Origin of the sequence: Erythrobacter sp. MTPC3 (assembly GCF_042854385.1) — a bacterium.
GTDB lineage: Bacteria > Pseudomonadota > Alphaproteobacteria > Sphingomonadales > Sphingomonadaceae > Erythrobacter.
Genome location: NZ_BTGP01000001.1, coordinates 30232 through 54889 on the forward strand (window position 1 = coordinate 30232; position 24658 = coordinate 54889).

At 59.0% G+C, this 24658-nt stretch carries 22 protein-coding genes; 14 read left to right on the top strand and 8 right to left on the bottom strand.

Translation table 11 applies throughout. The features are described 5' to 3' along the window. Positions 1–51 precede the first annotated feature (51 nt). The 4 genes from ACGHU1_RS00175 to ACGHU1_RS00190 are packed head-to-tail and all read left to right on the top strand — an operon-like array spanning position 52 to position 4994. A complete protein-coding gene (locus ACGHU1_RS00175) occupies positions 52–1014 on the top strand; it encodes a metal-dependent hydrolase (RefSeq protein ID WP_390582279.1) in 963 nt (320 codons plus the stop codon). A 15-nt stretch (positions 1015–1029) separates the two neighbouring features. Next, the gene (locus ACGHU1_RS00180; protein ID WP_390582281.1) at positions 1030–2421 is read left to right on the top strand and encodes a cryptochrome/photolyase family protein; all 1392 of its coding nucleotides are present in this window, start codon (positions 1030–1032) and stop codon (positions 2419–2421) included. Positions 2422–2473: 52 nt separating this feature from the next. After that, entirely contained in the window at positions 2474–3769 is a 1296-nt protein-coding gene (locus ACGHU1_RS00185) for a class I SAM-dependent methyltransferase (RefSeq protein WP_390582283.1), read from the top strand. Between the two features lie 28 nt (positions 3770–3797). Continuing rightward, positions 3798–4994 carry a serine hydrolase domain-containing protein gene (locus ACGHU1_RS00190; RefSeq protein ID WP_390582285.1) on the top strand — a complete coding sequence of 399 codons (1197 nt, stop codon included), beginning with the start codon at positions 3798–3800 and terminating at the stop codon, positions 4992–4994. A gap of 37 nt (positions 4995–5031) precedes the next feature. Here ACGHU1_RS00190 and ACGHU1_RS00195 read toward each other — a convergent pair whose 3' ends face one another. The 3 genes from ACGHU1_RS00195 to purF all read right to left on the bottom strand — a co-directional run bounded on the left by ACGHU1_RS00195 (position 5032) and on the right by purF (position 7753). After that, the gene (locus ACGHU1_RS00195; RefSeq protein WP_390582287.1) at positions 5032–5379 is read right to left on the bottom strand and encodes a PilZ domain-containing protein; all 348 of its coding nucleotides are present in this window, start codon (positions 5377–5379) and stop codon (positions 5032–5034) included. A 166-nt stretch (positions 5380–5545) separates the two neighbouring features. After that, positions 5546–6262 carry an SDR family NAD(P)-dependent oxidoreductase gene (locus ACGHU1_RS00200; RefSeq protein ID WP_390582289.1) on the bottom strand — a complete coding sequence of 239 codons (717 nt, stop codon included), beginning with the start codon at positions 6260–6262 and terminating at the stop codon, positions 5546–5548. A 3-nt stretch (positions 6263–6265) separates the two neighbouring features. Beyond that, the gene (purF, locus tag ACGHU1_RS00205; protein WP_390582291.1) at positions 6266–7753 is read right to left on the bottom strand and encodes an amidophosphoribosyltransferase; all 1488 of its coding nucleotides are present in this window, start codon (positions 7751–7753) and stop codon (positions 6266–6268) included. A 244-nt stretch (positions 7754–7997) separates the two neighbouring features. On the opposite strand from purF, the gene ACGHU1_RS00210 reads away from it, so the two are divergent. The 7 genes from ACGHU1_RS00210 (at position 7998) to ACGHU1_RS00240 (ending at position 16614) form a co-directional block, all read left to right on the top strand. Then, the gene (locus tag ACGHU1_RS00210; RefSeq protein WP_390582293.1) at positions 7998–9236 is read left to right on the top strand and encodes a lipoprotein-releasing ABC transporter permease subunit; all 1239 of its coding nucleotides are present in this window, start codon (positions 7998–8000) and stop codon (positions 9234–9236) included. Then, positions 9229–9909 (top strand): ABC transporter ATP-binding protein, encoded by a 681-nt coding sequence (locus ACGHU1_RS00215; protein ID WP_390582295.1) that lies wholly within the window; start codon positions 9229–9231, stop codon positions 9907–9909. The genes ACGHU1_RS00210 and ACGHU1_RS00215 overlap by 8 nt, the downstream gene beginning before the upstream one ends. 50 nt (positions 9910–9959) lie before the next feature. Next, entirely contained in the window at positions 9960–10238 is a 279-nt protein-coding gene (locus tag ACGHU1_RS00220; protein WP_390582297.1) for a hypothetical protein, read from the top strand. Positions 10239–10360: 122 nt separating this feature from the next. After that, positions 10361–10840, top strand: a complete 480-nt coding sequence (locus ACGHU1_RS00225) for a glutathione peroxidase (protein WP_390582299.1) — start codon at positions 10361–10363, stop codon at positions 10838–10840. An 84-nt stretch (positions 10841–10924) separates the two neighbouring features. Continuing rightward, positions 10925–14428, top strand: a complete 3504-nt coding sequence (gene dnaE, locus ACGHU1_RS00230; protein WP_390582301.1) for a DNA polymerase III subunit alpha — start codon at positions 10925–10927, stop codon at positions 14426–14428. Between the two features lie 131 nt (positions 14429–14559). Then, on the top strand, positions 14560–16170 hold the full coding sequence (locus tag ACGHU1_RS00235) for a long-chain fatty acid--CoA ligase (protein ID WP_390582303.1): 1611 nt from the start codon (positions 14560–14562) through the stop codon (positions 16168–16170). Between the two features lie 3 nt (positions 16171–16173). After that, a complete protein-coding gene (locus ACGHU1_RS00240) occupies positions 16174–16614 on the top strand; it encodes a DUF1330 domain-containing protein (RefSeq protein WP_390582305.1) in 441 nt (146 codons plus the stop codon). Between the two features lie 41 nt (positions 16615–16655). On the opposite strand, the gene ACGHU1_RS00245 is transcribed toward ACGHU1_RS00240, so the two are convergent. From ACGHU1_RS00245 to ACGHU1_RS00265, 5 genes are all read right to left on the bottom strand, one after another. Continuing rightward, positions 16656–17039, bottom strand: a complete 384-nt coding sequence (locus ACGHU1_RS00245) for a BLUF domain-containing protein (RefSeq protein ID WP_390582307.1) — start codon at positions 17037–17039, stop codon at positions 16656–16658. An 80-nt stretch (positions 17040–17119) separates the two neighbouring features. Further along, complete coding sequence (locus tag ACGHU1_RS00250) at positions 17120–18220, bottom strand: PA0069 family radical SAM protein (RefSeq protein WP_390582309.1); 1101 nt, start codon at positions 18218–18220, stop codon at positions 17120–17122. 39 nt (positions 18221–18259) lie between these two features. Then, positions 18260–18790: a molybdenum cofactor biosynthesis protein B gene (gene moaB, locus ACGHU1_RS00255; RefSeq protein WP_390582311.1), complete on the bottom strand. Its 531-nt coding sequence runs from the start codon at positions 18788–18790 to the stop codon at positions 18260–18262. A 12-nt stretch (positions 18791–18802) separates the two neighbouring features. Continuing rightward, a complete protein-coding gene (locus ACGHU1_RS00260; protein WP_390582313.1) occupies positions 18803–20584 on the bottom strand; it encodes a lytic transglycosylase domain-containing protein in 1782 nt (593 codons plus the stop codon). After that, complete coding sequence (locus ACGHU1_RS00265) at positions 20569–21351, bottom strand: uracil-DNA glycosylase family protein (protein ID WP_390582315.1); 783 nt, start codon at positions 21349–21351, stop codon at positions 20569–20571. Before ACGHU1_RS00265 ends, ACGHU1_RS00260 begins: the two co-directional genes overlap by 16 nt. A 103-nt stretch (positions 21352–21454) precedes the next feature. Here ACGHU1_RS00265 and ACGHU1_RS00270 point away from each other — a divergent pair, with 103 nt between their 5' ends. The 3 genes from ACGHU1_RS00270 to ACGHU1_RS00280 are packed head-to-tail and all read left to right on the top strand — an operon-like array spanning position 21455 to position 24641. Continuing rightward, on the top strand, positions 21455–23101 hold the full coding sequence (locus ACGHU1_RS00270) for a 4Fe-4S dicluster domain-containing protein (protein ID WP_390582317.1): 1647 nt from the start codon (positions 21455–21457) through the stop codon (positions 23099–23101). An 8-nt stretch (positions 23102–23109) separates the two neighbouring features. Beyond that, positions 23110–23922: a 4-(cytidine 5'-diphospho)-2-C-methyl-D-erythritol kinase gene (locus tag ACGHU1_RS00275; protein WP_390582319.1), complete on the top strand. Its 813-nt coding sequence runs from the start codon at positions 23110–23112 to the stop codon at positions 23920–23922. After that, positions 23919–24641 (top strand): N-formylglutamate amidohydrolase, encoded by a 723-nt coding sequence (locus ACGHU1_RS00280; RefSeq protein ID WP_390582321.1) that lies wholly within the window; start codon positions 23919–23921, stop codon positions 24639–24641. The genes ACGHU1_RS00275 and ACGHU1_RS00280 overlap by 4 nt, the downstream gene beginning before the upstream one ends. Positions 24642–24658 lie beyond the last annotated feature (17 nt).

Consider the following 24658-nt stretch of genomic DNA (forward strand, 5'->3'; position numbering starts at 1 on the left):
GGGCTGCGATTTCCACTCGCTTTGGTAACCTGCCCGGATTAGGCGGGCGAAATGGACAACCTCACCCACAGCCTCGTCGGCGCAGTGCTGGGCCAGACCGGCCTCAAAAAGAAAACCGGCCTTGCAATGCCCGCGCTGATTATCGGAGCGAACCTGCCCGATGTGGATGCGGCGTGTTTCTTCTGGCTGGAGGGGACAGAGCATTTGGGTTTTCGGCGCGGAATTACGCACGGCCCGCCTGCGCTGGTGCTGTTGCCGCTTGTTCTTGCGGGCCTGCTGTGGGCGTTCGACCGCTGGCAGACAAAGCGCGGCAAACGGCCGGACGGGCGGGTTCCGGTGCATTTTGGCTGGCTGTTTGCGCTGAGTTTTATCGGCTGCCTTACACATCCAGCGCTCGACTGGCTGAATGTGTATGGCATCCGGTTTCTTGAGCCGTTTTCCTCGCAATGGTTTTACGGCGATACGCTGTTTATCATTGATGTGTGGCTGTGGGCGATGCTGATCGTTTCGGTCTGGTGGTCGCTGCGCGCGGAAAAGCGCAGCAAATCGTGGCGCTGGCCTGCATTCGGCGGTCTCGCTGCTGCGCTTTTGTATATCGGCGGTAACCTTTTCTGGTCAATTGGCAGCGCCGCCAGCTTTTCGATCAGCAACAAAGGCATAGCTTTCCCGGCAGAGACCTTGATCGCCTCCCCGGTCCCGTTCTGGCCGCAGGATCGCGAGATCATCGCCGGGCGCAAGAATGATTACTACATCGTGCCTGCGGGGGTTGAACCGGTGCGTGAAAATGCGATGCCAGTCACCGATCAGCGTTGCGCATGGCCTGAACTGGAACCGCTGCGTGCCGTAAACTCACAGCTCGACGCCTTCCTCTTTTGGTCCCGTACGCCGTTTGCGACACGCGCCGATGATGGCTCGGTAGTCCTCAGCGATGCCCGTTTCTACGATCCGCGCGCCCGTGACCGATTCTCTATCGCGCTGCCTGATGTCAAATGCGAGGAACCTGATCCCCAGTGACGCGCTTCACTCAGCATGAGTGATCCACAAATCGTTTGGTTACGGCGCGATCTGCGCTTGGCTGATAATCCCGCGCTATACGCCGCTGCTGCCAGTGGCCCGGTCGTCTGCGTTTATGTCCTCGACGATGAAGCCGCAGGGCATCACGCCTATGGCGGCGCTTCGCGGTGGTGGCTGCATCATTCGCTAGACAGCCTTTCAAAAAGCCTGGGCCAGCGCAACGCAAAACTAATCCTGCGGCGCGGTGATGCGGTGGAGGAATTGACCACCGTTGCCAATGCTGTCGGCGCGAAGACCATCCATGCAAACCGCCACTACGAACCGTGGTGGCGCAAGGCGCAGGGCAATCTTGCTGACGAGCTGGACCTGCAATTGCACGACGGGATCTATCTGTTCCCTGCCGGTCACGTCACGACCGGATCGGGCGACCCATACAAGATCTACACCCCGTTTTATAAAGCGATGCGCCAGCAATTTCCTCCGCGCGATACCCTGCCGGTGCCTGAGACGATCTCCTCGCCAGACAGTTGGCCTGCCAGCGATGATCTATCCGACTGGAACCTGCTCCCGACAAAGCCGGACTGGTCCGGCGGGCTCTCCGATTTCTGGAACGTTGGCGAAGACGCCGCCCATCAACGCCTCTCGGAATGGGAGGACGATGTTTCCGATTACGAAGACCAGCGCAATCTGCCCAGCGTCGATGGTTCATCCCGGATGTCGCCGCACCTGCATTTCGGCGAGATTTCCCCAGTCCAGGTCTGGTATGCCCTGAAGCATAAACGCTCAGATGGCTGGCAAAGCTATGAAAGCGAAATCGTCTGGCGGGATTATGCCGCCAATGTGATCTGCCAGTTTCCCGCCTACGCGAGCGAGAATTATCGCGAAGACTACGACAAGCTGAAATGGCGTGATCCAGACAGCGATGACAAAGCGGCCAAAGACCTCAAGAAATGGCAGAAGGGCAAAACCGGCTATCCGATCGTCGATGCCGGAATGCGCCAGCTTTACCAGACCGGATGGATGCACAACCGCGTCCGCATGATCACCGCCAGTTTCCTCATCAAACATCTGCTGATCGACTGGCGCAAAGGTGAGCAGTGGTTTTGGGATTGCCTATGCGATGCAGATTACGGGTCGAATTCGGTCAACTGGCAATGGAATTCTGGCACCGGGGTCGATTCCAACATGTTCAGCCGGATCATGGCGCCGCTCACGCAGTCGGAGAAATTCGACGCCGCAGCCTATATCCGCGAATACGTGCCCGAATTGTCCGATTTGGACGCGCCCTACATCCACGATCCCGAAGAGCATGGCTGCCTGCCCAAGGCATATCCAGCCAAAATAATCGCGCACCGGGACGGGCGTGAACGGGCGCTGGATGCGTACAAGGCCATGAAAGACGGGTAGGTTTGGCCCAACCGGCTTGCCCCGCGCTCCGGGTAACGATTAAGAGAGCGGCATGAACGCACAAGGGGCAAGGCACGAAGGGATGAGAGGAGAACCGCTGCTGAGCGGCGGGGCGCGTTTTGCGCCGCATCCCGGTCTGCTGTCCCGGCTATTCGCTCCCGGTTTTCGCACTATGGTTGACCGCGTCGATAGCGGGCTGGCGGCAGGCTCTCTCACGGCTCATCTGCCCGATGGCACGATGCGTGTTCTGGGCGGGCGCAGCCCCGGCTTCGATGTGGAGATATGGCTGAAAGACTGGCGTGCATTGCTGCGCCTTGCGACCGGCGGTTCGGTCGGCTGGTATCAGGCATACGAGGCAGGAGAGTGGGAGGCTGATAACCACGCGCACCTGTTTGCGCTGTTCGGCGCGAATGCTCGCACGCTTGGCGATACGGCGCGAAGTTCTGGCGCAGTCCGGCTTGCGGCAAAGCTGGCGCATCGGTTCAACCGCAATGACCGCGCCGGATCAGCGCGAAACATTTCTGCGCATTATGACCTCGGAAATGACTTTTACGCACCGTGGCTGGGTGAAACCATGTCGTATTCCAGCGCCCTGTTTCGCGCTGCAGAACAATCGCTAGACGCCGCACAAATCGCGAAAATGGCAGCAATCGCAGACCGCGTTGATCTTGCATCCGGGGGCAGGGCGCTTGAGATCGGATGCGGGTGGGGCTCTCAGGCGTTGCAGATGGCGAGCAGCGACAATGTCCACGTTGATGCCATCAGCCTGTCTAATGAACAGTTGGAATGGTGCAGCGCTGCGGCTTCCGATCCGCGGCGCGATATTATCGGAAGTGTCGATTTCCGCAGGCAGGATTACCGCGATGTGGGTCTGGACCGCGCTGGCGAGTATGACGGGATCGTCAGTGTCGAAATGGTCGAGGCACTGGGCCGCGAATATTGGGGCGATTTCATGGATTGCGTCGCCAGGAATTTGAAACCAGGCGGACGCGCGGCAATCCAGTATATCTCGATGAATGACGATCTGTTCGCAAGCTATGCTGCTGCGCCCGATTTCATCCAGGCATATGTGTTTCCCGGCGGCTTGCTCATCAAATCGTCCGAGTTTCGTGAGCTTGCCGCGAACCGCGGATTAAGCTGGAACGATCAGACAAATTTCGGTGCGGATTACGCGGCAACCTTGCGCATGTGGCGCGAGCGGTTTGACGACGCTGTGGCTAGATCGCAGCTACCCTCCGGCTTTGATGACCGGTTTATCAGGCTGTGGCGTTATTATCTGTCATATTGCGAGGGCGGATTTCTGGCTGGCAATATCGATGTGCATCAGGTGACACTGTTTAAAGACTAATCGTGCATTTTTCGGGAGAGTGATTGAAATGACAATTCGAGCAAAGGCGCTAGCCGGCATCGCGGCACTGGCTCTTGCGTCGTGCACCGGCACGGTAAGCCCTGATTTTGCACCCGCTTCCGCCCCTCTTGAAAGCGTTTCTCTCACCGCGCCGCCTGAACGTGACCAGTCGGAGCTTCAGGTCCTTTTCTGGAATGCCGAGCAGCGTTCCGTGCGCTTTCGCGATATGGAAAGCTGGTTTGCCGGCCACGAAGTTCCCGCCGCATCGACGTCGCGGGTTTTGCCCGAAGGAGAGCCTTTCAGCGCGGAAATTCAGGCCGATATCGCGAAATTGATGGCAGAAACCAATGCGGCCGGTGTCATGGTACTGCAGGATGGCAAGGTCCGGTATGAAAATTATGGGCTAGGGCTGGGCGCAGAGGATCGCTGGACCAGTTTCTCCGTCGCGAAAAGCTTTACCTCCACTTTGCTGGGCGCAGCAATTGCTGACGGGTTCATCGCGAGCCTCGATGATCCGGTAACGGTCTATATTCCCGAGCTAGCCGGCTCGGCCTACGATGGGGTCACGGTGCGTCAGATCGCAACCATGACGAGCGGCGCGGCGTGGAATGAAAACTATTCCGATCCGGCAAGCGATGTGGCGCAGATGAACCGCTATGTCCTTGAATACGGCCCGGAGGCGATCGTCGCGCAGATGAAAACGCTCCAGCGCGAAGCGGAGCCGGGCGAGAAATGGGTCTACAAAACCGGAGAGACCAATTTGATCGGTTTGCTGGTAGAAAACGCAGTCGGACTGCCACTGGCTGAATACGCCCAGACAAAAATTGTTGAGCCTGCCGGGTTTGAAGGGGGCATGTTCTGGATGGTTGATCCGCGCGGCGGAAATATCGGCGGATGTTGCCTGTCCCTGCGCCTGTCGGATTACGCCCGCATGGGGCAATTCGCGCTGGAAGGCGGGGAGGGGGTCGTGCCCGAAGGCTGGTTTGCGCAAGCAGGCGATTCGCAGGTCGATTTCGGCGATAGCGGCTTTGGCTATGGCTATCAGTGGTGGACCTATCCCAGCAATTCGTACGGCGCGCAGGGCATATTCGGTCAAGCCATAACGCTAGTGCCGGAGAAAAACCTGGTATTTGCCATCATCAGCAATTGGCCGCAGGCAACATCATCCGATTACCGCGGTGACGCACGGGCTGTGGTGCAAAAAATCGTAAGCGGCGGAGGCTGATTGGCGGCGTCAAAGCCGATTTCAGCCAACCCCAACTTTAGATTGCGGTGCGGTAGATGCCGGTGCTGCTGTAACGCTGCAGAATGTTATCATGCACGATCGGGCTGAGCAGTTCGGTGAACGCGCAGCCGACGATGCAGTTGTCCCACCACACAACCTCTGACTGAAGCGATTCGAGGCCGGGAAGGGTCAGCCAGCAGACTTGCCCTTCGTGCATCCGGTTAATCGAAGCTGCGGAAAAGCCCGAGATCGAAAGATCGTGGACCACACTTTGAAAAGCGCGGCCGCCAGAGGCCCGCAACGTGGCGGGAATGGTCAGTTTGGTGCGCGGTGCACAGCGATCTTCCTGTGCGGCAACCCGGTATGTGTCATGTTCGCTCGGCATAGCCTTACAAAACCCCGTTTAATCAGCGTGTGGTCTCTTCGCCGCATGGTCGTGTGTCTTGGTCAAACACCTGCATCGGCCCGCGACCCTTTACGCTGTCTTTCACATTATGGTTAACGCGGCGTTATTGTGAACCTATAGCAGAATTCCGGGAAAAGTGTGTGGGTTATCCCTCGACCCGTTCGCGGTGACCTGTCGGGAAGTCCTCCTGCAGCAAGGCGACAATCCGTTCGGCTACTTTCTCCGGCGGCTTCACCGTCTCCGGTTTCTCACCCGGATAGGCGCGAGCGCGCATTTCTGTGCGGGTGGCGCCGGGATCTACAATGGCCACACGCAAATTGCCCAGTTTTTCAACTTCGTCGGCATAGGTGAGCAAGAGATTGTCGAACGCGGCCTTGGTCGAACCATATGCGCCCCAGAAAGCGCGCGGCGATGCGCCCACGCTGCTGGTCAATCCGATGATGCGCCCGTTTTCCGCACGGCGCAGCATGCTGTCAAACGCCGACAACATGGCCTGGGTCGAGATGATGTTGGTGGTGAGAGCCTGCGTGAACTGTTTTGGATCGACCTGTGAAATCGGTGTAAGCTCTGGCAGATAAGCTGCTGAAAGGCATAGAATATCAAGCGTTTCCCAGCGGCCCGCAATTGCCCCTGCCAGCCGCGCGATAGCGTCCGCTTCGGTCAGGTCGAGCGGCGCGATGGTTGATGTGCCGCCAGCGGCATGGATTTTGTCCTCCACCTCCTCCAGCGCCTTCACCTTGCGGGCGACGAGAATGACGTGGGCTCCGGCCTCAGCCAGCGCGATGGCGGTTGCGGCGCCAATTCCCCGGCTCGCGCCGGTAACTAGGGCGGTCTGCCCGGCAAAAGTTTTCATATCTGTCATGGATCAGGCAGCCTTGGGGTCGGCAAAGGGCAATTCGGCGGATTTCGGTTCGCTTTCACCGTGATCGGTGAGCGAAGTGGGATAATCGCCAGTGAAACACGCATCGCAGAATTGCGGGCATTTGTTGTCGCGCCCCTTCGATCCGACAGCGCGGTAAAGACCGTCGATTGAAATAAAGGCGAGGCTGTCTGCCTTTATGAAGTCGCGCATCGGTTCAACGTCCATACGCGCGGCGAGCAGTTTGGATCGTTCCGGCGTATCCACGCCGTAGAAACAGCTGTGAGCGGTTGGCGGGCTGGCGACGCGGAAATGCACTTCGCTGGCCCCGGCTTCGCGCATCATCTCGACGATCTTCATCGACGTCGTGCCGCGCACGATAGAATCGTCGATCAGGACGATCCGCTTGCCCGCAACCAGTCCGCGATTGGCGTTGTGCTTGCGCTTTACGCCCGAATGCCGCGCGCTATCGGATGGCTGTATGAAGGTCCGGCCGACATAGTGCGAGCGGATAATGCCCAATTCAAATGGCACGCCGGATTGCTGCGCATACCCGATTGCCGCGGGCACCCCGCTGTCCGGGACAGGGACAACCAAATCGACATCGCACGGTGCCTCGATGGCAAGCTCGCTGCCTATGGCTTTGCGTGCTTCGTAAACGCTTTGTCCGGCAAAGATGCTGTCGGGCCGGCTGAAATAAACGTGTTCGAAAATGCAGGGACGCGGTGCGGTGCGGCCAAAGGGGTGCACGCTTTTGACCTCGCCTGCGAAATCGACCTGCAACATTTCGCCCGGTTCGACTTCGCGGATCAATTCAGCACCGATCACGTCGAAAGCCACGCTTTCGCTGGCGAACACGACCGCGTCGCCCATCCGGCCCATGACCAGCGGGCGAATGCCCAGCGGATCGCGGCAGGCAATCATGCCCTCTGGCGTCATGACGATCAGGGCATAGGCCCCTTCGACCAGGCGAAGCGCGTCGATTAACCGGTCGGCGATGGTGGGATAACGGCTTGTCGCGACGAGATGGATGATCACCTCGGTGTCGGAGGTCGATTGGAAGATCGACCCCTTGTTCACCAAATCCTTGCGCAATGTCTGGGCGTTGGAGATGTTGCCATTGTGCGCCACGGCAAAGCCGCCGCTGGCAAGTTCCGCATAAAGCGGCTGCACATTGCGCAGGCCCGCGCCGCCGGTTGTCGAATACCGCACATGACCCGCAGCCATATGGCCGGGCAGTTCCGCTATCGCTTCTGATGAAGAGAAGTTTTCGGCAACGTGGCCCAGTCCACGGCGGGAGAAAAACTCCGTTCCGTCAAAACTGGTGATGCCGACGGCTTCCTGACCGCGGTGCTGCAATGCGTGCAGGCCCAACGCGGTCGCTGCAGACGCATCTGCCGCGTTGATCGCGCCGAAGACGCCGCATTCCTCGCGCAATTTATCGCCATCTGCATCAAGATAGGGATGAGTAAGGTTGGAGAGCGCATTTGCCATAGCCAGACCTGTCCGCTGAGCTGCTCGGGAAGAGTGGCCGCTCAATGACCGTGTTACGGATCAATTACAAGGGTAGTGAGGTGTCATTTGCCCTCATTTTTGCCTGAGCTGGTGCGTTTGTCGCATGGGCGGCGGGCCGTGCCTGCGGCTGTTACTCACAATATCAGCCAACAACCGGATTGTGCGAGGCTGCGCCGCCGCCTACAGGCTGCGTTCAGAAGCAACAGGTCAGCCCAGCTAAAGCATGCTTACACCTTTCGAATGGATGATTGCCAAACGGTACCTTTGGCCGGGTAAGGGTGAGGCTTTTATTGCTCTCGTCGCCGGGATTTCCGTCGGTGTCGTAATGCTGTCCGTCGCTATGCTGGTGCTCGTGATGAGCGTGATGGGCGGTTTCCGCACGGAAATGCTGGACAAGTTTGCCGGGCTAAACGGGCACGCGGTCATTCAGGGATACGGCGGCTCGCTCGACAATTGGGAGGGCACGCTAGAACAGGTCCGCGCTACCGAGGGCGTTGTCAGCGCATCTCCGCTGATCGAGCAGGCCCTCGTTGCGAGCTACAATGGCCGCACTGTTCCCATCTTCGTTCGCGGCAACACGCCGGAGGATATCGCAGAGTTGCAGGATAAAGTGCTGCTGGGCGACCTCAGCGGTCTGCAACCGGATGCGCGCAAAGTCGCCATCGGTTCGCGCCTTGCCGCGAATATTGGCGCGCGGGTTGGCGATACGCTGACCGTCATCAATCCGCAGGGCCGTGTGACGCCGTTTGGCACGTCCTGGCGGCAGGTGGGTTACGAGATCGAGGCGATTTTCGAGATCGGCCTGTATGATTTTGACGAGACATTCGTGATCATGCCGATGGAAGACGCGCAGACCCTGCTTCTGCGCGGCGATACAATCGGATTGATCGAGGTCACGGTGACCGATCCCGACAATGTCGGAGACATTCTGGAGCCGGTGAAGGCATCGCTAACCGGCAGGGCGCAGATCGCCGACTGGAAACAGATCAACTCCACCCTGTTCGAGGCGCTGGAGGTTGAGCGTGTGGCAATGGCGTTTGTCCTCAGCTTCATGGTGATCGTTGCGTGTTTCAATATTCTGTCCAGCCTGGTGATGCTGGTGAGAGCCAAAACGCGCGATATTGCAATCATGCGCACAATGGGCGCGACGCGGCGCAGCCTTCTAAAGATTTTCGTGACCACCGGCACCACGATTGGCACGCTTGGCACGGTCGCAGGGCTGATTTTGGGTTTCACTCTGCTGTATTTCCGCAATCCGATTGTCGACGCTGTCGCATTTGTGACCGGCGTTGAGATCTGGGACCCCAGCGTGCGGTTCCTGACATCGCTGCCGGTGCGCGTCGATCCGTGGGAGATTATTGGAATTTCAGCACTGGGTATCGTGCTGAGCTTCCTTGCGACGCTTTACCCGGCATTAAAGGCGTCGGGCACCGATCCTGTGCAGGTGCTTCGCTATGAATAGTGGCGGGCCAATCGTTGCGCTGCGCGATCTGCGTCGCAGCTTTGAACAGGGCGGCCAGCGCATTGATGTGCTGCGAGGGGTCAATCTGGACATCCAGCCGGGAGAGATCGTCGCACTGCTTGGCCCGTCGGGATCAGGCAAATCGACCATGCTACAAGCTGTCGGACTGCTCGAAGGCGGTTTTGAAGGCGGGATCGAGATTGCGGGCGAGGCAGCAGAGCAATTGGCCACCGACCAGCGCACCCGCCTTCGCCGCGAACATTTGGGGTTTGTATACCAATTCCACCACTTGCTCCCCGATTTCAACGCGACCGAAAATGTCGTCATGCCGCAGATGATTGCAGGCACTGACCGGGAGGCGGCGCTGGAACGCGCGACCAGCCTTCTTTCCAGCCTAGGTCTGGGCCACAGGCTAACCCACCGGCCAAGCCAGCTTTCCGGCGGTGAGCAGCAGCGTGTCGCAGTCGCTCGCGCTCTTGCCAACCAGCCGACTTTGGTGCTGGCCGATGAACCCACCGGCAACCTTGATGAAACAACCGCTGATACGGTGCTGGGCCAGTTTGTGGAGCTTGTTCGTGGAGAAGGGAGCGCGGCACTGGTTGCGACGCATAATGAGCGCCTCGCCGCGCGCATGGACCGTGTAGTTCGCCTGCATGACGGAGTGTTGCAATAGCGCCGGACCTTTCCCGTTATTGGCTCGTTATGAGTTGAAAGGAGAAACAAATGTCTGACCACCCAAGCACTTATAAAGGCACCCCTCTGCAAACGGGTAGCCACGCATGGGAAGACCGTGCAGCGCTTCACCGGGCGGATGACGGTGACGGTGTATTCGATGCAATGAAATCGATCAGGCGCGGGACTTTCGCAGAGATGATCCGGCATATCGCCATGTTGCCCGAAGACGAACGCTCGCAATATGTCATCGAGAAAGCGGGCGACCGCGAATATTCCGCTGCCGAAGCTGTCGAGCTTTCCAAACACGACGATTTTCCCGAAAGCTGATGCGCGCCCTCTGCTGACTGGCAAAGGGGTCGACGCACGATGTCACAACGTGGCAAATGGACAGCGATAGACTCTAAGGCGCAAAACTGCGCTGCTGATCAATTCATAGGCTGGGACTGCGCATGACCACTATTGGCGATTTCACTGTTACGACCAATCGCGGTGAGGAGCTGGATCTCTCGGAGAAAAAGGGCAAGGTGCTGCTGGTGGTCAACACCGCCAGCAAATGCGGCTTTACCCCGCAATATGACGGGCTGGAAAAGCTGTTTCAGCAGTTCAAGGACAAGGATTTCGAAGTTCTCGGCTTTCCCTGCAACCAGTTTGGCGGACAGGAACCGGGCAATGCCGACGAAATTGCGGAATTCTGCAAGGTGAATTTCGGCGTCACTTTTCCGCTGATGGAAAAGGTCGATGTGAACGGCCCCGATGCCTCCCCGCTGTTCGACTGGATGAAGTCGGAAAAGAAGGGCCTGATGGGTTCCACCTCGATCAAATGGAACTTCACCAAATTCCTGATCGACCGCGATGGCAAGGTGGTGAAGCGGTATGGCCCGCAAGACACGCCCAAGCTGATTGCCAAGGATATCGCCAAGCTGGTCTGACTTCTCCGCAGGCTTTTGCCTTCCTGTGGAGAATTAGGAGAGACGGACGCTTCCGATTCCGCGCCAAATTCCTAAATTGACCGGATGCCATTTGCTCCGTTCATTCCGCTGCGTGTCCTGTCATCCTATTCGATGCTCGAAGGGGCGATCGACCCCAAGGGTATTGCGAAGCTGGCGAAGGAGCGCGGCTTTCCTGCCATCGCGATCTGCGACCGTAACGGGCTGTACGGCGCAGTCATGTTCGCAGGCGGCTGCAAAAGTGAAGGCGTGCAGCCGATTATCGGCGCGCTGCTGGGCGTTGCGCGCGATGCAGATGGTAAGCAGGTCGATTACCTGCCGCTCTATGCGCAGGATGAGGCGGGATACGATAATCTGTGCCACCTCGTTTCTAAAGCGCATCTGGATCGACCGCTGGAGCTTGAGCCGCATGTCGCTTTGCGCGATCTGGAAGGGCACACCGACGGACTGATCGCATTGACCGGTGCGGGGGAAGGCGCGCTCACCCGCCTGCTGGCCGAAGGGCAGGGACCGGCGGCGGAGGCGCTGTGCGGCCGGCTGCAAACCCTTTTCCCGCAGCGGCTTTACATTGAGCTGGCGCGCGGCGGCGATACCGCCTGCGAGCGGGCGGAAGATGCGCTGATCAACATGGCATATGCGCGCGACATTCCTCTGGTTGCCACCAATCCTGCAAACTTCGCCGAACCGCATATGTACAAGGCGCATGATGCCATGCTGTGCATTGCCAATTCGACTTATATCGAGAACGAGGACCGCCCGCGTTCCAACCCGCAAAACTTCGTCAAATCCGCGCCGATGATGGAAGAGCTGTTCGCCGACCTGCCAGAAGCTATCGCGAACACCGTCGTCATCGCGCAACGCTGCGCATTCGCGCCGCCGTATCGCGACCCAATCCTGCCGAGCCTCGCTGGCGATCTGGAAGGCGAGGCCAAGATGCTGGCCGAACAATCGAAAGCAGGTTTAGAGGCGCGGCTCGATCCATATGGCGAAATGTCAGAGGAAGAGCGTAAGGTCTATTTCGACCGGCTCGATTATGAAATCGGGATCATCGTGGGCATGGGTTTCCCCGGATACTTCCTGATCGTTGCCGATTTCATCAAATGGGCGAAGGATCAGGGCATTCCGGTCGGCCCGGGCCGCGGATCGGGCGCGGGCTCAATTGTCGCTTGGGCGCTGACGATCACCGATCTTGATCCGATCCAGTTGGGGCTGCTGTTTGAACGCTTCCTAAACCCGGAACGTGTGTCGATGCCAGATTTCGATATCGACTTCTGCGAAACGCGGCGCGGCGAAGTGATCCGCTATGTTCAGCAGAAATACGGGGCGGATCACGTCGCGCAGATCATCACATTCGGAAAGCTGAAAGCGCGCGCCGTGCTGCGCGATTGCGGGCGCATTTTGCAGATGAGTTACGGGCAGGTGGACCGGCTCACCAAAATGGTCCCGAACCACCCCACCGATCCTTGGACATTGCCCCGCGCGCTGAATGGTGCTGCCGATTTCAAGAAGGAATACACCAACGATAACGAGGTCAAGCGGCTGGTTGATCTCGCGATGCAGCTTGAGGGATTGCCGCGAAATTCATCGACCCACGCGGCAGGGGTGGTGATTGGTGACCGCCCGCTGGCCAAACTGGTGCCGCTATACCGCGATCCGCGATCCGACATGCCGGTGACGCAGTATGACATGAAACATGTCGAAAGCAGCGGTCTGGTGAAGTTCGACTTCCTCGGCCTGAAAACACTTTCGGTCTTACGCAAGGCGACCGATCTGCTGGAACTGCGGGGGATCGAGATTGATCTGGGGCAGCTGCCGCTGGATGATACCGGCGTTTATGACCTCATGCAGGATGGTAACACGGTCGGCGTGTTCCAGCTGGAATCCGAAGGAATGCGCCGCACGCTGAAAGCGGTGAAGCCGTCCAATTTCGGCGACATCATCGCGCTCGTATCGCTCTATCGTCCCGGCCCGATGGACAACATTCCGCTGTTCGGTCAGCGCAAGGCGGGTGAAGTGCCGATCGAATACCCCCACCCGAAACTCGAAGGTATTCTGGCCGAAACCTACGGCATTTTTGTTTATCAGGAACAGGTCATGCAGGCCGCGCAGATCCTCGCTGGATATTCGCTCGGCGATGCCGACCTTTTGCGCCGTGCGATGGGCAAGAAAGTTCAGGCGGAGATGGACGTCCAGCGCGTCCGCTTTGTCGAAGGCTGTAAGGATGTTTCGGGCATCGAGAAAAAGCAGGCGAACGAACTGTTCGATTTGATCGACAAATTCGCAGGCTATGGCTTCAACAAATCCCACGCCGCCGCCTACGCCTTGCTCGCCTATCAGACGGCATGGCTGAAAGCGCATTATCCCGAAGAGTTTTACGCTGCATCGATGTGCTTTGACCTGCACCAGTCGGAAAAGCTCAATGCGTTCGTCGACGATGCCCGCCGTTACCGTGCGCCCGGCGTTAAGGAAAGCGAGGGCGGGGTGGCCGTTCTCGCGCCTGATATCAATCGTTCCGAGGCGCGCTTCACCGTTGAACAGACCGATGACGGATACGGCGTGCGCTATGCCCTGGCAGGGATCCGCAATGTCGGTGAAAAAGCGATGGAAGCGATCGTTGCAGAGCGAGAGACGAAAGGGCCGTTTGAAAGCCTCAAGGACTTCTTCGACCGCCTGCCGCAGGGATCGATGAACCGGCGCCAGCTTGAAGGATTGATCTGCGCAGGTGCGCTCGACTGTCTTGAGCCCAATCGCGCCTTGCTGTTCGCCAATGCCGACATGCTGCTGGCGATTGCGGACGCTGCGATGCGCGAACGATCGAGCGGGCAGGCGGCCTTGTTTGGCGGAGAAAACGCGCCTGAGGAAGAATTGCGCTTGCAACCGGCAGAAGATTGGTCGCGCGCAGACCGCATGGCGAAAGAGCGCGAAAATTTCGGATTTTATTTCTCGGCCCATCCCGTGCAGCAATTCCGCGATGTGGCATCGGCACAGGGCGCGCGTACGTATCAAAGCCTGATGGAAGCAGGCGCGCCCTCCGGCGGACGAGGGAGCGCGGTCGTCGCCGCGATGGTCGAAGGCGTGAATAAGGGTCGGACCAAACGCGGCGCTGAATTCATTCGCGCCGATTTTTCCGACACGTCCGGCCAGTTCACGGCTGCTTGCTTTGAAGAATCGCTTGTTGCGAACTTTGAACGCTGGGCGGAAAGCGGGGAATGTCTGCTCCTGACCGTGGAGCTGGATTCGCCCAATCCCGGCGAGCCGCCCCGTCTGACCGTGCGCGGGGCAAGGCCGCTCGCAGCGGTAAGCGGCAGCATGGCGATGCGCCTGCGTGCTGATGTTCTGAGTGTTCAGGCGCTGACTGATTTAAAACTGGAGCTTGCCACCGGAGACAACGCGCCGGGCGAGGTTTTGCTGCGCCTGATGCTGGGCAATGATGGCGAGGCGACCATGCGGCTCGGCACCAATTTCATCCTGAGCGGTGAACTGGCCGAACGGCTGGCCGAAATCGAGGGATTGGAGAATGTCGAACTTGCCCCGCAAAGAGGTCGGGCCAATCTGAAACTTGTCGCATAACCCGCTGTTCGGTCACCTGTTGTCCGCAAGCTGCAGCCCAGCAATGCCCTAACCGATTGCATTGATCTTCTCTCATCGGCATGAATGGTGCCGGAGAAGGCCTTTGGCCCAAAAGAGATGGAGAGAGAGTGATGATCGGAACCAGACTGGGTGCGATGCAGGAATGGTCCATGCGGATCACCAGCGTAATCGACCACGCCGCGCGTGAAGCCGGGACGCGCGAGATTGTAACGCGCTGGGCTGATGGCAGCGAAACACGCACAGACTGGTCCGGCATTCGCCGCGATGCGCTGAAAATGGCGCAGGCATTGCAGGGGCTGGGGCTAAAGCCGGGTGACAAGGTCGCAAGCCTCGCCATGAACCATTCGCGCCACCTCGTCAGCTGGTACGGTGTCGCGGGCATGGGGGGCGTGCTGCATACCGTGAACCCGCGCCTGTTCGACGATCAGCTGGAATATATCGTCAATCATGCCGAGGATAAGGTGCTGTGTTACGACGCGGCTTTCCAGCCCATCGTCGACCGGATGAAGTCCCGCTGGACCACGGTTGAACACTACATCTGCTATGACAGCGGTGAACATTCGCCCGCATTCGAAGACTGGATTGGTGAACAGAACGGCGAGTTTGAATGGGTGACGGGAGACGAAACCGACCCCTGCATGATCTGTTACACATCGGGCACCACCGGCAATCCGAAAGGTGTGCAGTACGAACACCGATCGACCATGATGCACGCGCTTGCCGGGCTGCAACCTGCCGCGTTCAACTTCTCCAGTGCATCGGTCATGCTTCCGGTTGTCCCGATGTTCCACGCGGCCAGCTGGGGGCTGCCCTATGCTGGGGCGATGGCGGGTATCAAGTTCGTGTTTTCCGCCGTGAACGATCCTGCGGTGCTGCACGAATTGATGCTGCGCGAAAAGGTTACCGACAGCGCAGGCGTGCCGACCGTCTGGCTTGCGCATTTCCAGTATTGCGATGCCGAGGGGCTGGACCTTCCTCCACTGAAAGCCGCGACCATTGGCGGTTCTGCTTGCCCGAAATTCATGATCGAGCGGTTGATGAAAAACGGCACCCGCGTGCAGCACGCATGGGGCATGACCGAAACCTCTCCCATCGGCACCGTGGGCGGACCGACCTGGGATTGGGACGAGCTTTCGTTCGAGGAAAAGGTCGAAAAAACCGCAATGCAAGGACGCCCGATTTTCGGCGTGGAACTGCGCACCGTCGACCTTGACGATATGGCGAGCGAATTGCCGCGTGATGGGAAGACCTCGGGCGCGCTGCAAATCCGCGGGCCATGGATTATCAAGCGGTATTTCAAGGCAGAGAAAGACGCGGTGAACAACGAAGGCTGGTTCGACACAGGCGATGTCGGCATCATCCATCCCGATGGCACGCTGCAACTGACCGACCGGACCAAGGATGTGATCAAATCAGGCGGCGAATGGATCAGCTCGGTCGAGCTCGAAAACGCCGCCGTTGGCCATGCCGGTGTCGCTGAGGCCGCCTGCGTCGGAATGCCGCACCCCAAGTGGGACGAACGCCCGGTCCTGTTCGTCGTGAAAAACGCAGGATCGCAGGTGAGCGCGGGCGAGATCATCGACCATCTCAAACCGCTGGTCGCAAAGTGGTGGTTGCCCGACGCGGTCGAATTTGTGGACGACATTCCGCACACCGCCACGGGAAAGATTTCAAAGAAAGACCTGCGCGAACGCTTTGCGGAATACAGGCTGGGGGAATAGCTGGTGGCCAAGGTTTATATCGATCCATCGCCGACCAATTTTCAGGCGTTCAAGGATCTGCCGCGGGACGAGCCGATCCACATGCTCAACCTGCTGCGATACCGCGATCACGCCGAATATCCCGAAGGTCACGCTCTGCATGGCAATGGCTGGACGGGCAGGCGCGCTTATGAAGAATACGGCAAGACATCCGGCCAGATCTTCAAACGTGTCGGCGGCACTATTGTGTGGCGGGGCGCTTTCCAGACGATGGTCACCGGACCAGAGCCGGACGATAAGGTCTGGCACGACGGCTTCGTTGCGCAATACCCCAATTCAGGCGCATTTTTTGAAATGATAAAGGATGCCGATTACCAGCAGGCGGTGGTCAATCGGACCGCGGCACTGCTCGACAGCCGATTGATGCGGTTCGCACCGGGTGAAACCGGCGGGGGATTCGGGTGAACGGCGTCCTGTGAGGGTGCTCTTGCCCAGTCAGGACCGAATTAAGCGTTCGGGTTGAGGAACTCAGCGACAGCTCTTCGCACATAATGTGGCGCGCTATCGAGACCTTCGATTGGATCGCCGACCGAGACCGACTTTGGGCTAACTCGTTTCATACGCCATTTTGGAAATGCGCGCTCTTCGACTTGTTTCCGCGAGAGGATATTTACCTGCTTGTGTCGCGGGTCGCCCGAAATCCTATCGAAAAGTGCATCGATTGATACCTCAGGTCCCTCAATGAGCTGGAAAAAACTGTCGCCGGAATAAATCAGAAAACCGGTCAGCTCGTCGCGCAAATTGTTCCGCGAGGAAGTCTCGATGATTTTGAAGATATCCCCCGAAGTCAGCTCCTGTGCCGCTTGGCTCGTATAGGTCAGTTGGATCACTGGCTGTCTCCTCTTGGGTGCCGCGTTAACCCAATTGCCTTACCAAATTGTTATGGGAGATAGCGGAACGGAAGCGGCGATCAGAACAGCCGCATTTGCCCGCCGGTTTCAGGCGGTCTGAATTGCGAACAATCAAGCTCGAATTTTGCGCCCGCGATCCCCGCTCTCTTGCATGCGAGGCGGAAGCGGGCGCGTAGCAGGTCGGCCCAAACGCCGCTCGGCTTCATCCGGGTAAAGAAATCGGGATCGTTATCGCGGCCTCCGCGAATTGATCGAACGATACTCATGACCTTGCCGGCGCGGTCGGGATAGTGGACGTCCAGCCACTCACGAAACAGCGGCGCAACCTCATGCGGCAGGCGAAGCGGTATCCAGCCCGCGCTGGTGACGCCAATAGCCCCGGCTCGCTCAACGATGCCCTCCATATATTCATCGGTGATGGCCGGGATTATGGGCGAGACCGAACAATGCACAGGAACATTGGCACCAACCAGTTTTTCCAGCGCCTTCAGACGTTTGGCAGGCGCAGCGCAGCGCGGTTCTAGGCGGGATGACAGCTTTGGATCGAGCGTCGTCACTGAAATCGCAACAGCCACCAGATTGCGGTGCGCCATTTCCGCCAGCAGGTCGATGTCCTGCATCACGCGGTCCGATTTCGTGGTGATCGTGACAGGATGGCGCGCTTCGAGGCACACTTTCAGGATCTCGTGCGTGATGCGGTAATCGCGTTCGATTGGCTGATATGGATCGGTGTTTGTTCCTAGCGCAATCGGGGCAGGGCGGTATTTCGGTTTCGCCAGAGTCTCTCGAAGAAGCCGCGCCGCATCCGGTTTGGCAAACAGCTTCGTTTCAAAATCGAGACCGGGTGACAGATCGTGATAGGCATGGGTTGGCCGGGCAAAGCAATAAATGCAGCCATGCTCGCACCCGCGATAGGCGTTGATTGACCGGTCAAAGGGGATGTCGGGCGATTTGTTGAAGCTTACGATCGTCTTGGGATGTTCTTCAGTTACGGTCGTGCGCAACTTTACCGGCGGGCCGTCCTCTCCCTGTGCCAGAGCAGTCATGTGATCGCGCCAATCGCCGTCCGCCTGGCGCTGGGCCAAGCCAAAGTGCGCTGACACGTCCGCCGAAGCGGCGCCTCTGCCAGATTGTGCATCGGGGTGTTCACGCGTTCTCATCGGCGAGAACATACAAAGAACAAACCTGCGAGGAAAGCCTTATTTCTCTTTCAGGCGCGGCATCAAATCTACAAAATTGCAGGGACGGTTCCGGTTGTCGAGCTGTTCGGCCAGAATGCCGTCCCAGCCATCCTTAACCGCTCCGTTCGATCCCGGCAGCGCGAACAGATATGTTCCGCGCGCAACAATGGCGCAGGCGCGCGACTGGACGGTGCTTGTGCCGATGGTTTTGAAACTGAGCCACCGGAACAATTCGCCAAATCCGGGAATTTCGCGCCCGCCTTTGATCATGGACAGCGCCTCTGGCGTAACATCGCGGCCTGTCAGGCCAGTCCCGCCGGTACTGACAACGGCATCGACTGCGGGATCATCTATCCATGTTTCAAGCTGGGCGGCGAGCAGCTTTGCGTCATCCTTGATGATCATCCGCTGTGCCAGAGTATGGCCAGCCGCTTCGATCCGGTCAGCCAGAATGTCGCCGGACGTGTCATCTTCAGCCGTGCGGGTGTCGGATACTGTCAGGACGGCAATGTTGATCGGCGTGAATGATCTGCTCTCGTCGATCGCCATATGCGCGCTCCTTCATCGTTCGAGATAGGCAGATCGTGATGTAGCCATGTCGGGGAAGGCTGGCCAGAGCCCCTGCGCCAGCGCGCGCCGACTGGGGCTGGGAACGCCCGCTGTACGCTCGTACATCCAGTAATTGCGCATCACGATGGCGACGTAGCCGCGCGTCTCCCAATAGGGGATTGATTCCATATAAAGCAGCGGGTCATTCTGATCGCGAATTTCCGAATTCCAGCGCGTAATCGGGCTTAGGCCGGCATTGTATGCGGCCATGATTTTTAGCAGCTTTCCTTCGGTCGCGGCGCTGTCGCGCAGCATTTCCAGATTACGCTGGCCGAATGACAGGTTCACCTCGGGATCGTTGAGGTTCACGTAGGATGCACTCATCTCCAGACGCGGTGCGTGCTGCCTCACCGTGATCGGCGTGATCTGCATCAGCCCGCGAGCATTCGCCGGACTTACGGCAGAGGTGCGGAAATTGGACTCCTGCAAGGCGTGGGCAAAGGCGAGGGCGGGATCGACCCGCCAGCCGGTCGTGGGTTTCCAGCGCGCAACGGGAAAACGCAGCGCACGGTCGCTGCTGGTGCCGCGCGGGGCGTTATGCGCCATGAACAGCTGCGTTGATGGCAGGCCAAGCTCGCGCGCCAACCGGGCCAGTGCATCATAATCTCCGGGGCTGCCGACGCGCGCCTGATGGCGCAGCACTTCGTCAGCAAGCCCGGGCCGGTCAATCTCGACCAGAGCCGCTGCGATCTGCACGTTGTAAATGTCGTTGATGCTCGACCAGTCACCATCCGAAAACGGCTGCGGCATCGCCGATGCAGGCAGGTTCATGCCAAGCTGTTCGGCGGCGAGCATACCGTACATTGTCTCTTCGTATCGGGCTGCAGCGGCCAGATGATCCTGCGCTTCGCCGGGCTTGCGGCAGCGAATGAGAGCGCGGTGCGCCCAGTAATGCGCCGCTGCGGTCAATTCGACATTGGTGGACCGGGCCGCTGTATTGGCGAAGGAAACGGCCGAAGCATCGCACTGGCCCAGCCGCCATGCTGCAAGACCCGCGACCCATTCACCCTCCGCAACCCAGGGTCCCGACCCTTCGGCAACGGTCGCAGCCAATTGGAGCGCGGAGAAATCATCATTCTCGATGTAATAGCTCCACGCCACACGCTGCCGCCATTCAGCGCGCGCCTGCGGGCTAAGGTTGTCGTCAACCTCCATCAGGATCGCATGGGCACCTGCCGGATCATCATTCTTGATCCGGTCAAGAATGTCAGAGCGGGTCTGCGAGCTGATCGACGCATCGACGGTGGAGCGCGGCAATATCCGTTTTGGGGCCTCTGGTTGCCGACTGAACGGCTGGGCGCTGGGCAGGCGCGGCATTTGCGCCAGGCCGCGTGTTTCGCCCATCCGCCCGAGCTGCGCGCTTTGCGGCAGGTGGACGCCCAATTCAAACCACTCTGAAATCTGTTCCGCACTGACTGCCGGGCTGTTGGCGTCGGTGTAAAATTCAGCGAGGGCAATTTGGTAGAGGACTGAATCCTGATTGCGTTGCAGCAAATCTTCTACGCGGTCCCATTCTTCGCGGTCAATGGCGCGAAAGACATCGCGGAAATGCTGACGCTCTTCATCGGAAAGGACGCGTGGCAATTGCGCGGTGTTCTGTGTCTGGGCGTTGTAATGGGCTGCCATGCTCTGGCTCTGGGCGGATGCACCGGACGCCGGGGCCATCATGGAAACAGCGGCAAGACCGGCCGCCCCCAGATATGCCCGCATCATCGAATTTACTGCGCTGACCACTCGATCCATCTCCGCCAAAACCGCGATTTGAGCCGCGGCATGGACATCATGCTGTCCAGGCCTTCACTCACCAATACGGGAATGCCTGAAGGTGCATGGTTGATTTCCGGTAAAGATGGAGCGCCTTGCGCCTGATCGTGGCCAATAAGCGGCAGGATGCCGCTGCCCAGCGCGATGATACGCTTTGGCTGGGCAAGTTGGATGTGCAGCGATGTCACCGCATCCATCCCGCCTGCCGCGATCGTGGGGGTATCGGCCATTGGCGTATGCCGGGGCAGGGCGGAGGAAATATACGCGCTGTCCGGCGCAATCCCCATCGCCGCCATCATATTGGCAAGCAGCGCGCCTTGCGGACCGCTGAGCAGGGTTTCCCGGTCTGCTTCTTCGGGATCGACGACAAGGAACATGGTATCCGCATTTGCATTACCGCGCGGGGCGATCCGGCCGCGCGGGCCAACGCCGTCCAGGCCCGGCGCTTCCATCCAGAAAGTATGGAAATCAGCAAGCGAAGCCGGCGGCGAATCGCCCAAAAGATCGGCTCTTGCAATTTTTGATGCAGCCGGTCTGTCGTTTTCAACATTCCCCGCTGCGCCGCTGGCGCCGGGATGGGAACTGTTTATCGCTGCATCCGGCTGGGCAGACGCAGCATCTTCGCTGCCCGTCCAAACCGTAGCGTCATCAGCAAAATCGAGGTCCACACCCGCATCGCGCCACCAATCCATGGCGGCTAACAGATCACGGGTCAGAGATGGGGGCTCGGCGTTCATCCTAATGATTGCAGGTCTTGACTGCGAAGACCCCAGTTAGCAAGTGGAATGCAAAGGAAATGCGGGCGTAATGCCGCGTGAAAAACTCAGGATAGAAAAGCCCATGTCCGAACGTGAATCAATGCCATGTGATGTCGTTATCGTCGGCGGAGGCCCAGCTGGCCTTTCCGCTGCGATCCGGCTGAAACAGATCAATGAAGAACTTGAGGTCGTGGTCCTTGAAAAAGGGTCGGAAATCGGTGCGCACATTCTGTCGGGCGCTGTGGTCGATCCGAAGGCGCTGGATGAGTTGTTCCCTGACTGGCGCGACATGGATTGTCCAATGGCGGAAACACCGGTCACCGATAACTTGCACTGGGTGCTTACCAAAAACGGGAAGAGCTCGCTGCCGCATTTCATCATGCCGCCGCTGATGAGCAATGACGGCTGCTATACCGGATCGCTTGGCAATATGACGCGCTGGCTGGGTGAGCAGGCCGAAGGTCTGGGCGTGATGGTGTTCCCCGGCTTCCCTGTTAATGAAGTTATGTTTGACGATGATGGCAATGTTCGCGGCGTTATCACGCAGGACATGGGCATTGCCGCCGATGGCTCGAAAAAGCCGGATTACCAGCCGGGTATGGAAATCGAGGCGAAATACACGCTTTTTGCCGAAGGCGCACGCGGTTCGCTGACCAAAGAGATGAAGGCAAAATTCGATCTGGAAGCGAATTGCCAGCCGCAGGTATACGGCCTCGGCATCAAGGAATTGTGGGACATTGAGCCGGGCAAGCACGTGCTGGGCCGTGTGATCCACACGCAGGGCTGGCCGCTAACCGAAAGCGATAGCTGGGGCGGGGGTTTCCTATACCATCAGGCCAATGGTCAGGTTGCGCTCGGTTTCGTCACCGCGCTCGACTACAAGAACCCGTGGGTTTCACCCTATCAGGAATTCCAGCGGTGGAAGCAGCACCCTGCAATCCGCGAATATCTCGAAGGCGGAAAGCGGGTCGCATATGGCGCGCGCGCTATCAACGAGGGCGGCTGGCAATCGGTGCCAAAACTCTCCTTCCCAGGAGGCGCGCTGATCGGCTGTGCGGCTGGGTTCGTCAACGTCCCGCGCATCAAGGGCAGCCATACCGCCATGAAAAGCGGGATGCTGGCAGCCGAAAGCATTACGGCGGCAGTGGCCGCGGGTCATGAGAAGACCGAGCTTTCCGATTATGACACGGCCGTGCGGTCAAGCTGGATCGCGGACGAGCTGAAAGTGGTGCAAAACGCAGAACCTGCCGTGGCGAAGTATGGCGGCGATATCGGAACGGCGCTTGCCGGGATCGACATGTGGATGCGCACGCTGAAAATCGGCCTGCCAATTTCGATGAAGCACCACGCTGATTATACGATGACGGGCCGCGCCGATCTTTATCCGAAGATCGATTATCCGAAACCCGATGGCGAGATCAGTTTCGACCGGCTTACCAATGTTGCCTACAGCTACACCAACCATGCGGAGGACCAGCCGGTTCACCTGCAGGTCGAAGACATGGCCCTGCAAGAGAACAGCGAACTCGTAGTGTTCGGCGGCCCATCGGCCCGGTATTGCCCGGCAGGGGTATACGAGTGGGTGAATGAAGACGGTGCCGATCCGAAGTTCGTGATCAACGCGCAAAACTGCGTTCACTGCAAAACTTGCGACATCAAAGACCCGAACCAGAACATCAACTGGGTCACACCCGAAGGTGGCGGCGGACCTAACTATCCGAACATGTGACGCCTGAATTGGCGACCACCGAAACTGCATACGCAAAAATCAACCTCGCGCTGCACGTCCGCAGGCGGCGGGATGATGGCTTTCATGAGCTTGAGACGTTATTCGCTTTTGTCGATGCGGGTGACACGCTTACGGCGCGCGCTGGGTCGCAGGACCGGGTGAATACGATTGGCGAGTTTGGGGGCGGGATCGACAATCCGTTCGATAATCTCGTGTCAAAGGCGCTCGGCCTCCTTCCGCGCGAAGGCGGCCTCGACATAACGCTTGAGAAAAACCTGCCGGTCGCAGCTGGCCTTGGCGGAGGGTCGGCTGATGCGGGCGCATTGTTCCGTATAGTCGAGCAGACGCACGGTCTGCCTTACGATTGGCACGAACGTGCTGCAAAACTGGGTGCGGATGTGCCGTGCTGTGTGCGCAGCGAAACCGTGGTCGGCCGCGGCACCGGAACCCAGCTTGAACCGATTGAGAGCGATCTGGGCGGAATGGCCGTGCTGCTCGTCAATCCGCGTGTTCCGCTTGCGACAGGTCCGGTTTTCAAAGCGTGGGACGGCAAGGATCGCGGCGCTCTGCCAGAGGGAAATGCGCGCGAGGTCGCCGCGGCAGGCCGTAACGATCTGCGCGAACCGGCTATCGAAATCTGCCCTGAGATCGCCGACATCCTTGGTGCATTACAGAGCACGGACCCCTTTCAGTTTGAAATGTCAGGCTCAGGCGCCACATGTTTTGCATTGTTTGAGGGAACCACCGCGCGCGATGAAGCGGCGGCGCGGATTGCTGAACAGCATCCGGGTTGGTGGCAGATGACAGGGAAACTGCGATGATCGATGGACTGCCATATCGCCGGGTCGGCGAGCCAAGGCATGGCGGCATCGTGTGCGTCGCGGACCATGCCTCAAACCACGTGCCAGACACGGTCCCGCTGGGCATTGCGCCCGATCTGCTGAACAACCATGTCGCGGTCGATATCGGCGTGCAAGGCGTGGCCGAACGCATGGCGCGACGCCACGGTATCCCTGCGCATCTCGCCAGCGTCAGCCGGCTGGTGGTCGATCTTCACCGGGAGGAGGATCATCCCGATGTCGTGCCGACGGAAAGCGACGGGCATCTGATCCCCGGCAATATCGGCGCCGATGTCGAGGGGCGTCTTTCAACCTATTACCGGCCTTATCACGAAGCCTTGGCCGCGTGGCTGGATGAAACCGCACCTGATCTGATCATCTCGCTCCACAGCTTCACGCCAAAGCTGGAGACAGGCGGCGAACAAAGGCCGTGGGAGATCGCGCTGCTGTACAATCAGGATGACCGCGCCGCGCGCCACGCCATTCGCCTGTTTGGGGAGCTGGGCCTGAATGTCGGCGATAATGAGCCGTATTCGGGCACGGAACTGAATGCGACGATGAACCGCCATGCTGAGGCGCATGGCCGCCCGTATTGCGCGATCGAAGTCCGGCAGGATTTGATTACGACCCGCGCAGAACAATCGCGTTTTGCTGCAATCATCGCAGACGTATGCGGAAGGGTTGCGCTCGCGCTCGACTAACGGCAGTGCTGTTTCCC

Excerpts from the sequence above, each read along its gene's own strand:
- ACGHU1_RS00175 (WP_390582279.1), top strand. The coding sequence starts at position 52 with ATGGACAACCTCACCCACAGCCTCGTCGGCGCAGTGCTGGGCCAGACC.
- ACGHU1_RS00180 (WP_390582281.1), top strand. The coding sequence starts at position 1,030 with ATGAGTGATCCACAAATCGTTTGGTTACGGCGCGATCTGCGCTTGGCT.
- ACGHU1_RS00185 (WP_390582283.1), top strand. The coding sequence starts at position 2,474 with ATGAACGCACAAGGGGCAAGGCACGAAGGGATGAGAGGAGAACCGCTG.
- ACGHU1_RS00190 (WP_390582285.1), top strand. The coding sequence starts at position 3,798 with ATGACAATTCGAGCAAAGGCGCTAGCCGGCATCGCGGCACTGGCTCTT.
- ACGHU1_RS00195 (WP_390582287.1), bottom strand. The coding sequence starts at position 5,379 with ATGCCGAGCGAACATGACACATACCGGGTTGCCGCACAGGAAGATCGC.
- ACGHU1_RS00200 (WP_390582289.1), bottom strand. The coding sequence starts at position 6,262 with ATGACAGATATGAAAACTTTTGCCGGGCAGACCGCCCTAGTTACCGGC.
- purF (WP_390582291.1), bottom strand. The coding sequence starts at position 7,753 with ATGGCAAATGCGCTCTCCAACCTTACTCATCCCTATCTTGATGCAGAT.
- ACGHU1_RS00210 (WP_390582293.1), top strand. The coding sequence starts at position 7,998 with ATGCTTACACCTTTCGAATGGATGATTGCCAAACGGTACCTTTGGCCG.
- ACGHU1_RS00215 (WP_390582295.1), top strand. The coding sequence starts at position 9,229 with ATGAATAGTGGCGGGCCAATCGTTGCGCTGCGCGATCTGCGTCGCAGC.
- ACGHU1_RS00220 (WP_390582297.1), top strand. The coding sequence starts at position 9,960 with ATGTCTGACCACCCAAGCACTTATAAAGGCACCCCTCTGCAAACGGGT.
- ACGHU1_RS00225 (WP_390582299.1), top strand. The coding sequence starts at position 10,361 with ATGACCACTATTGGCGATTTCACTGTTACGACCAATCGCGGTGAGGAG.
- dnaE (WP_390582301.1), top strand. The coding sequence starts at position 10,925 with ATGCCATTTGCTCCGTTCATTCCGCTGCGTGTCCTGTCATCCTATTCG.
- ACGHU1_RS00235 (WP_390582303.1), top strand. The coding sequence starts at position 14,560 with ATGATCGGAACCAGACTGGGTGCGATGCAGGAATGGTCCATGCGGATC.
- ACGHU1_RS00250 (WP_390582309.1), bottom strand. The coding sequence starts at position 18,220 with ATGAGAACGCGTGAACACCCCGATGCACAATCTGGCAGAGGCGCCGCT.
- moaB (WP_390582311.1), bottom strand. The coding sequence starts at position 18,790 with ATGGCGATCGACGAGAGCAGATCATTCACGCCGATCAACATTGCCGTC.
- ACGHU1_RS00265 (WP_390582315.1), bottom strand. The coding sequence starts at position 21,351 with ATGAACGCCGAGCCCCCATCTCTGACCCGTGATCTGTTAGCCGCCATG.
- ACGHU1_RS00270 (WP_390582317.1), top strand. The coding sequence starts at position 21,455 with ATGTCCGAACGTGAATCAATGCCATGTGATGTCGTTATCGTCGGCGGA.
- ACGHU1_RS00280 (WP_390582321.1), top strand. The coding sequence starts at position 23,919 with ATGATCGATGGACTGCCATATCGCCGGGTCGGCGAGCCAAGGCATGGC.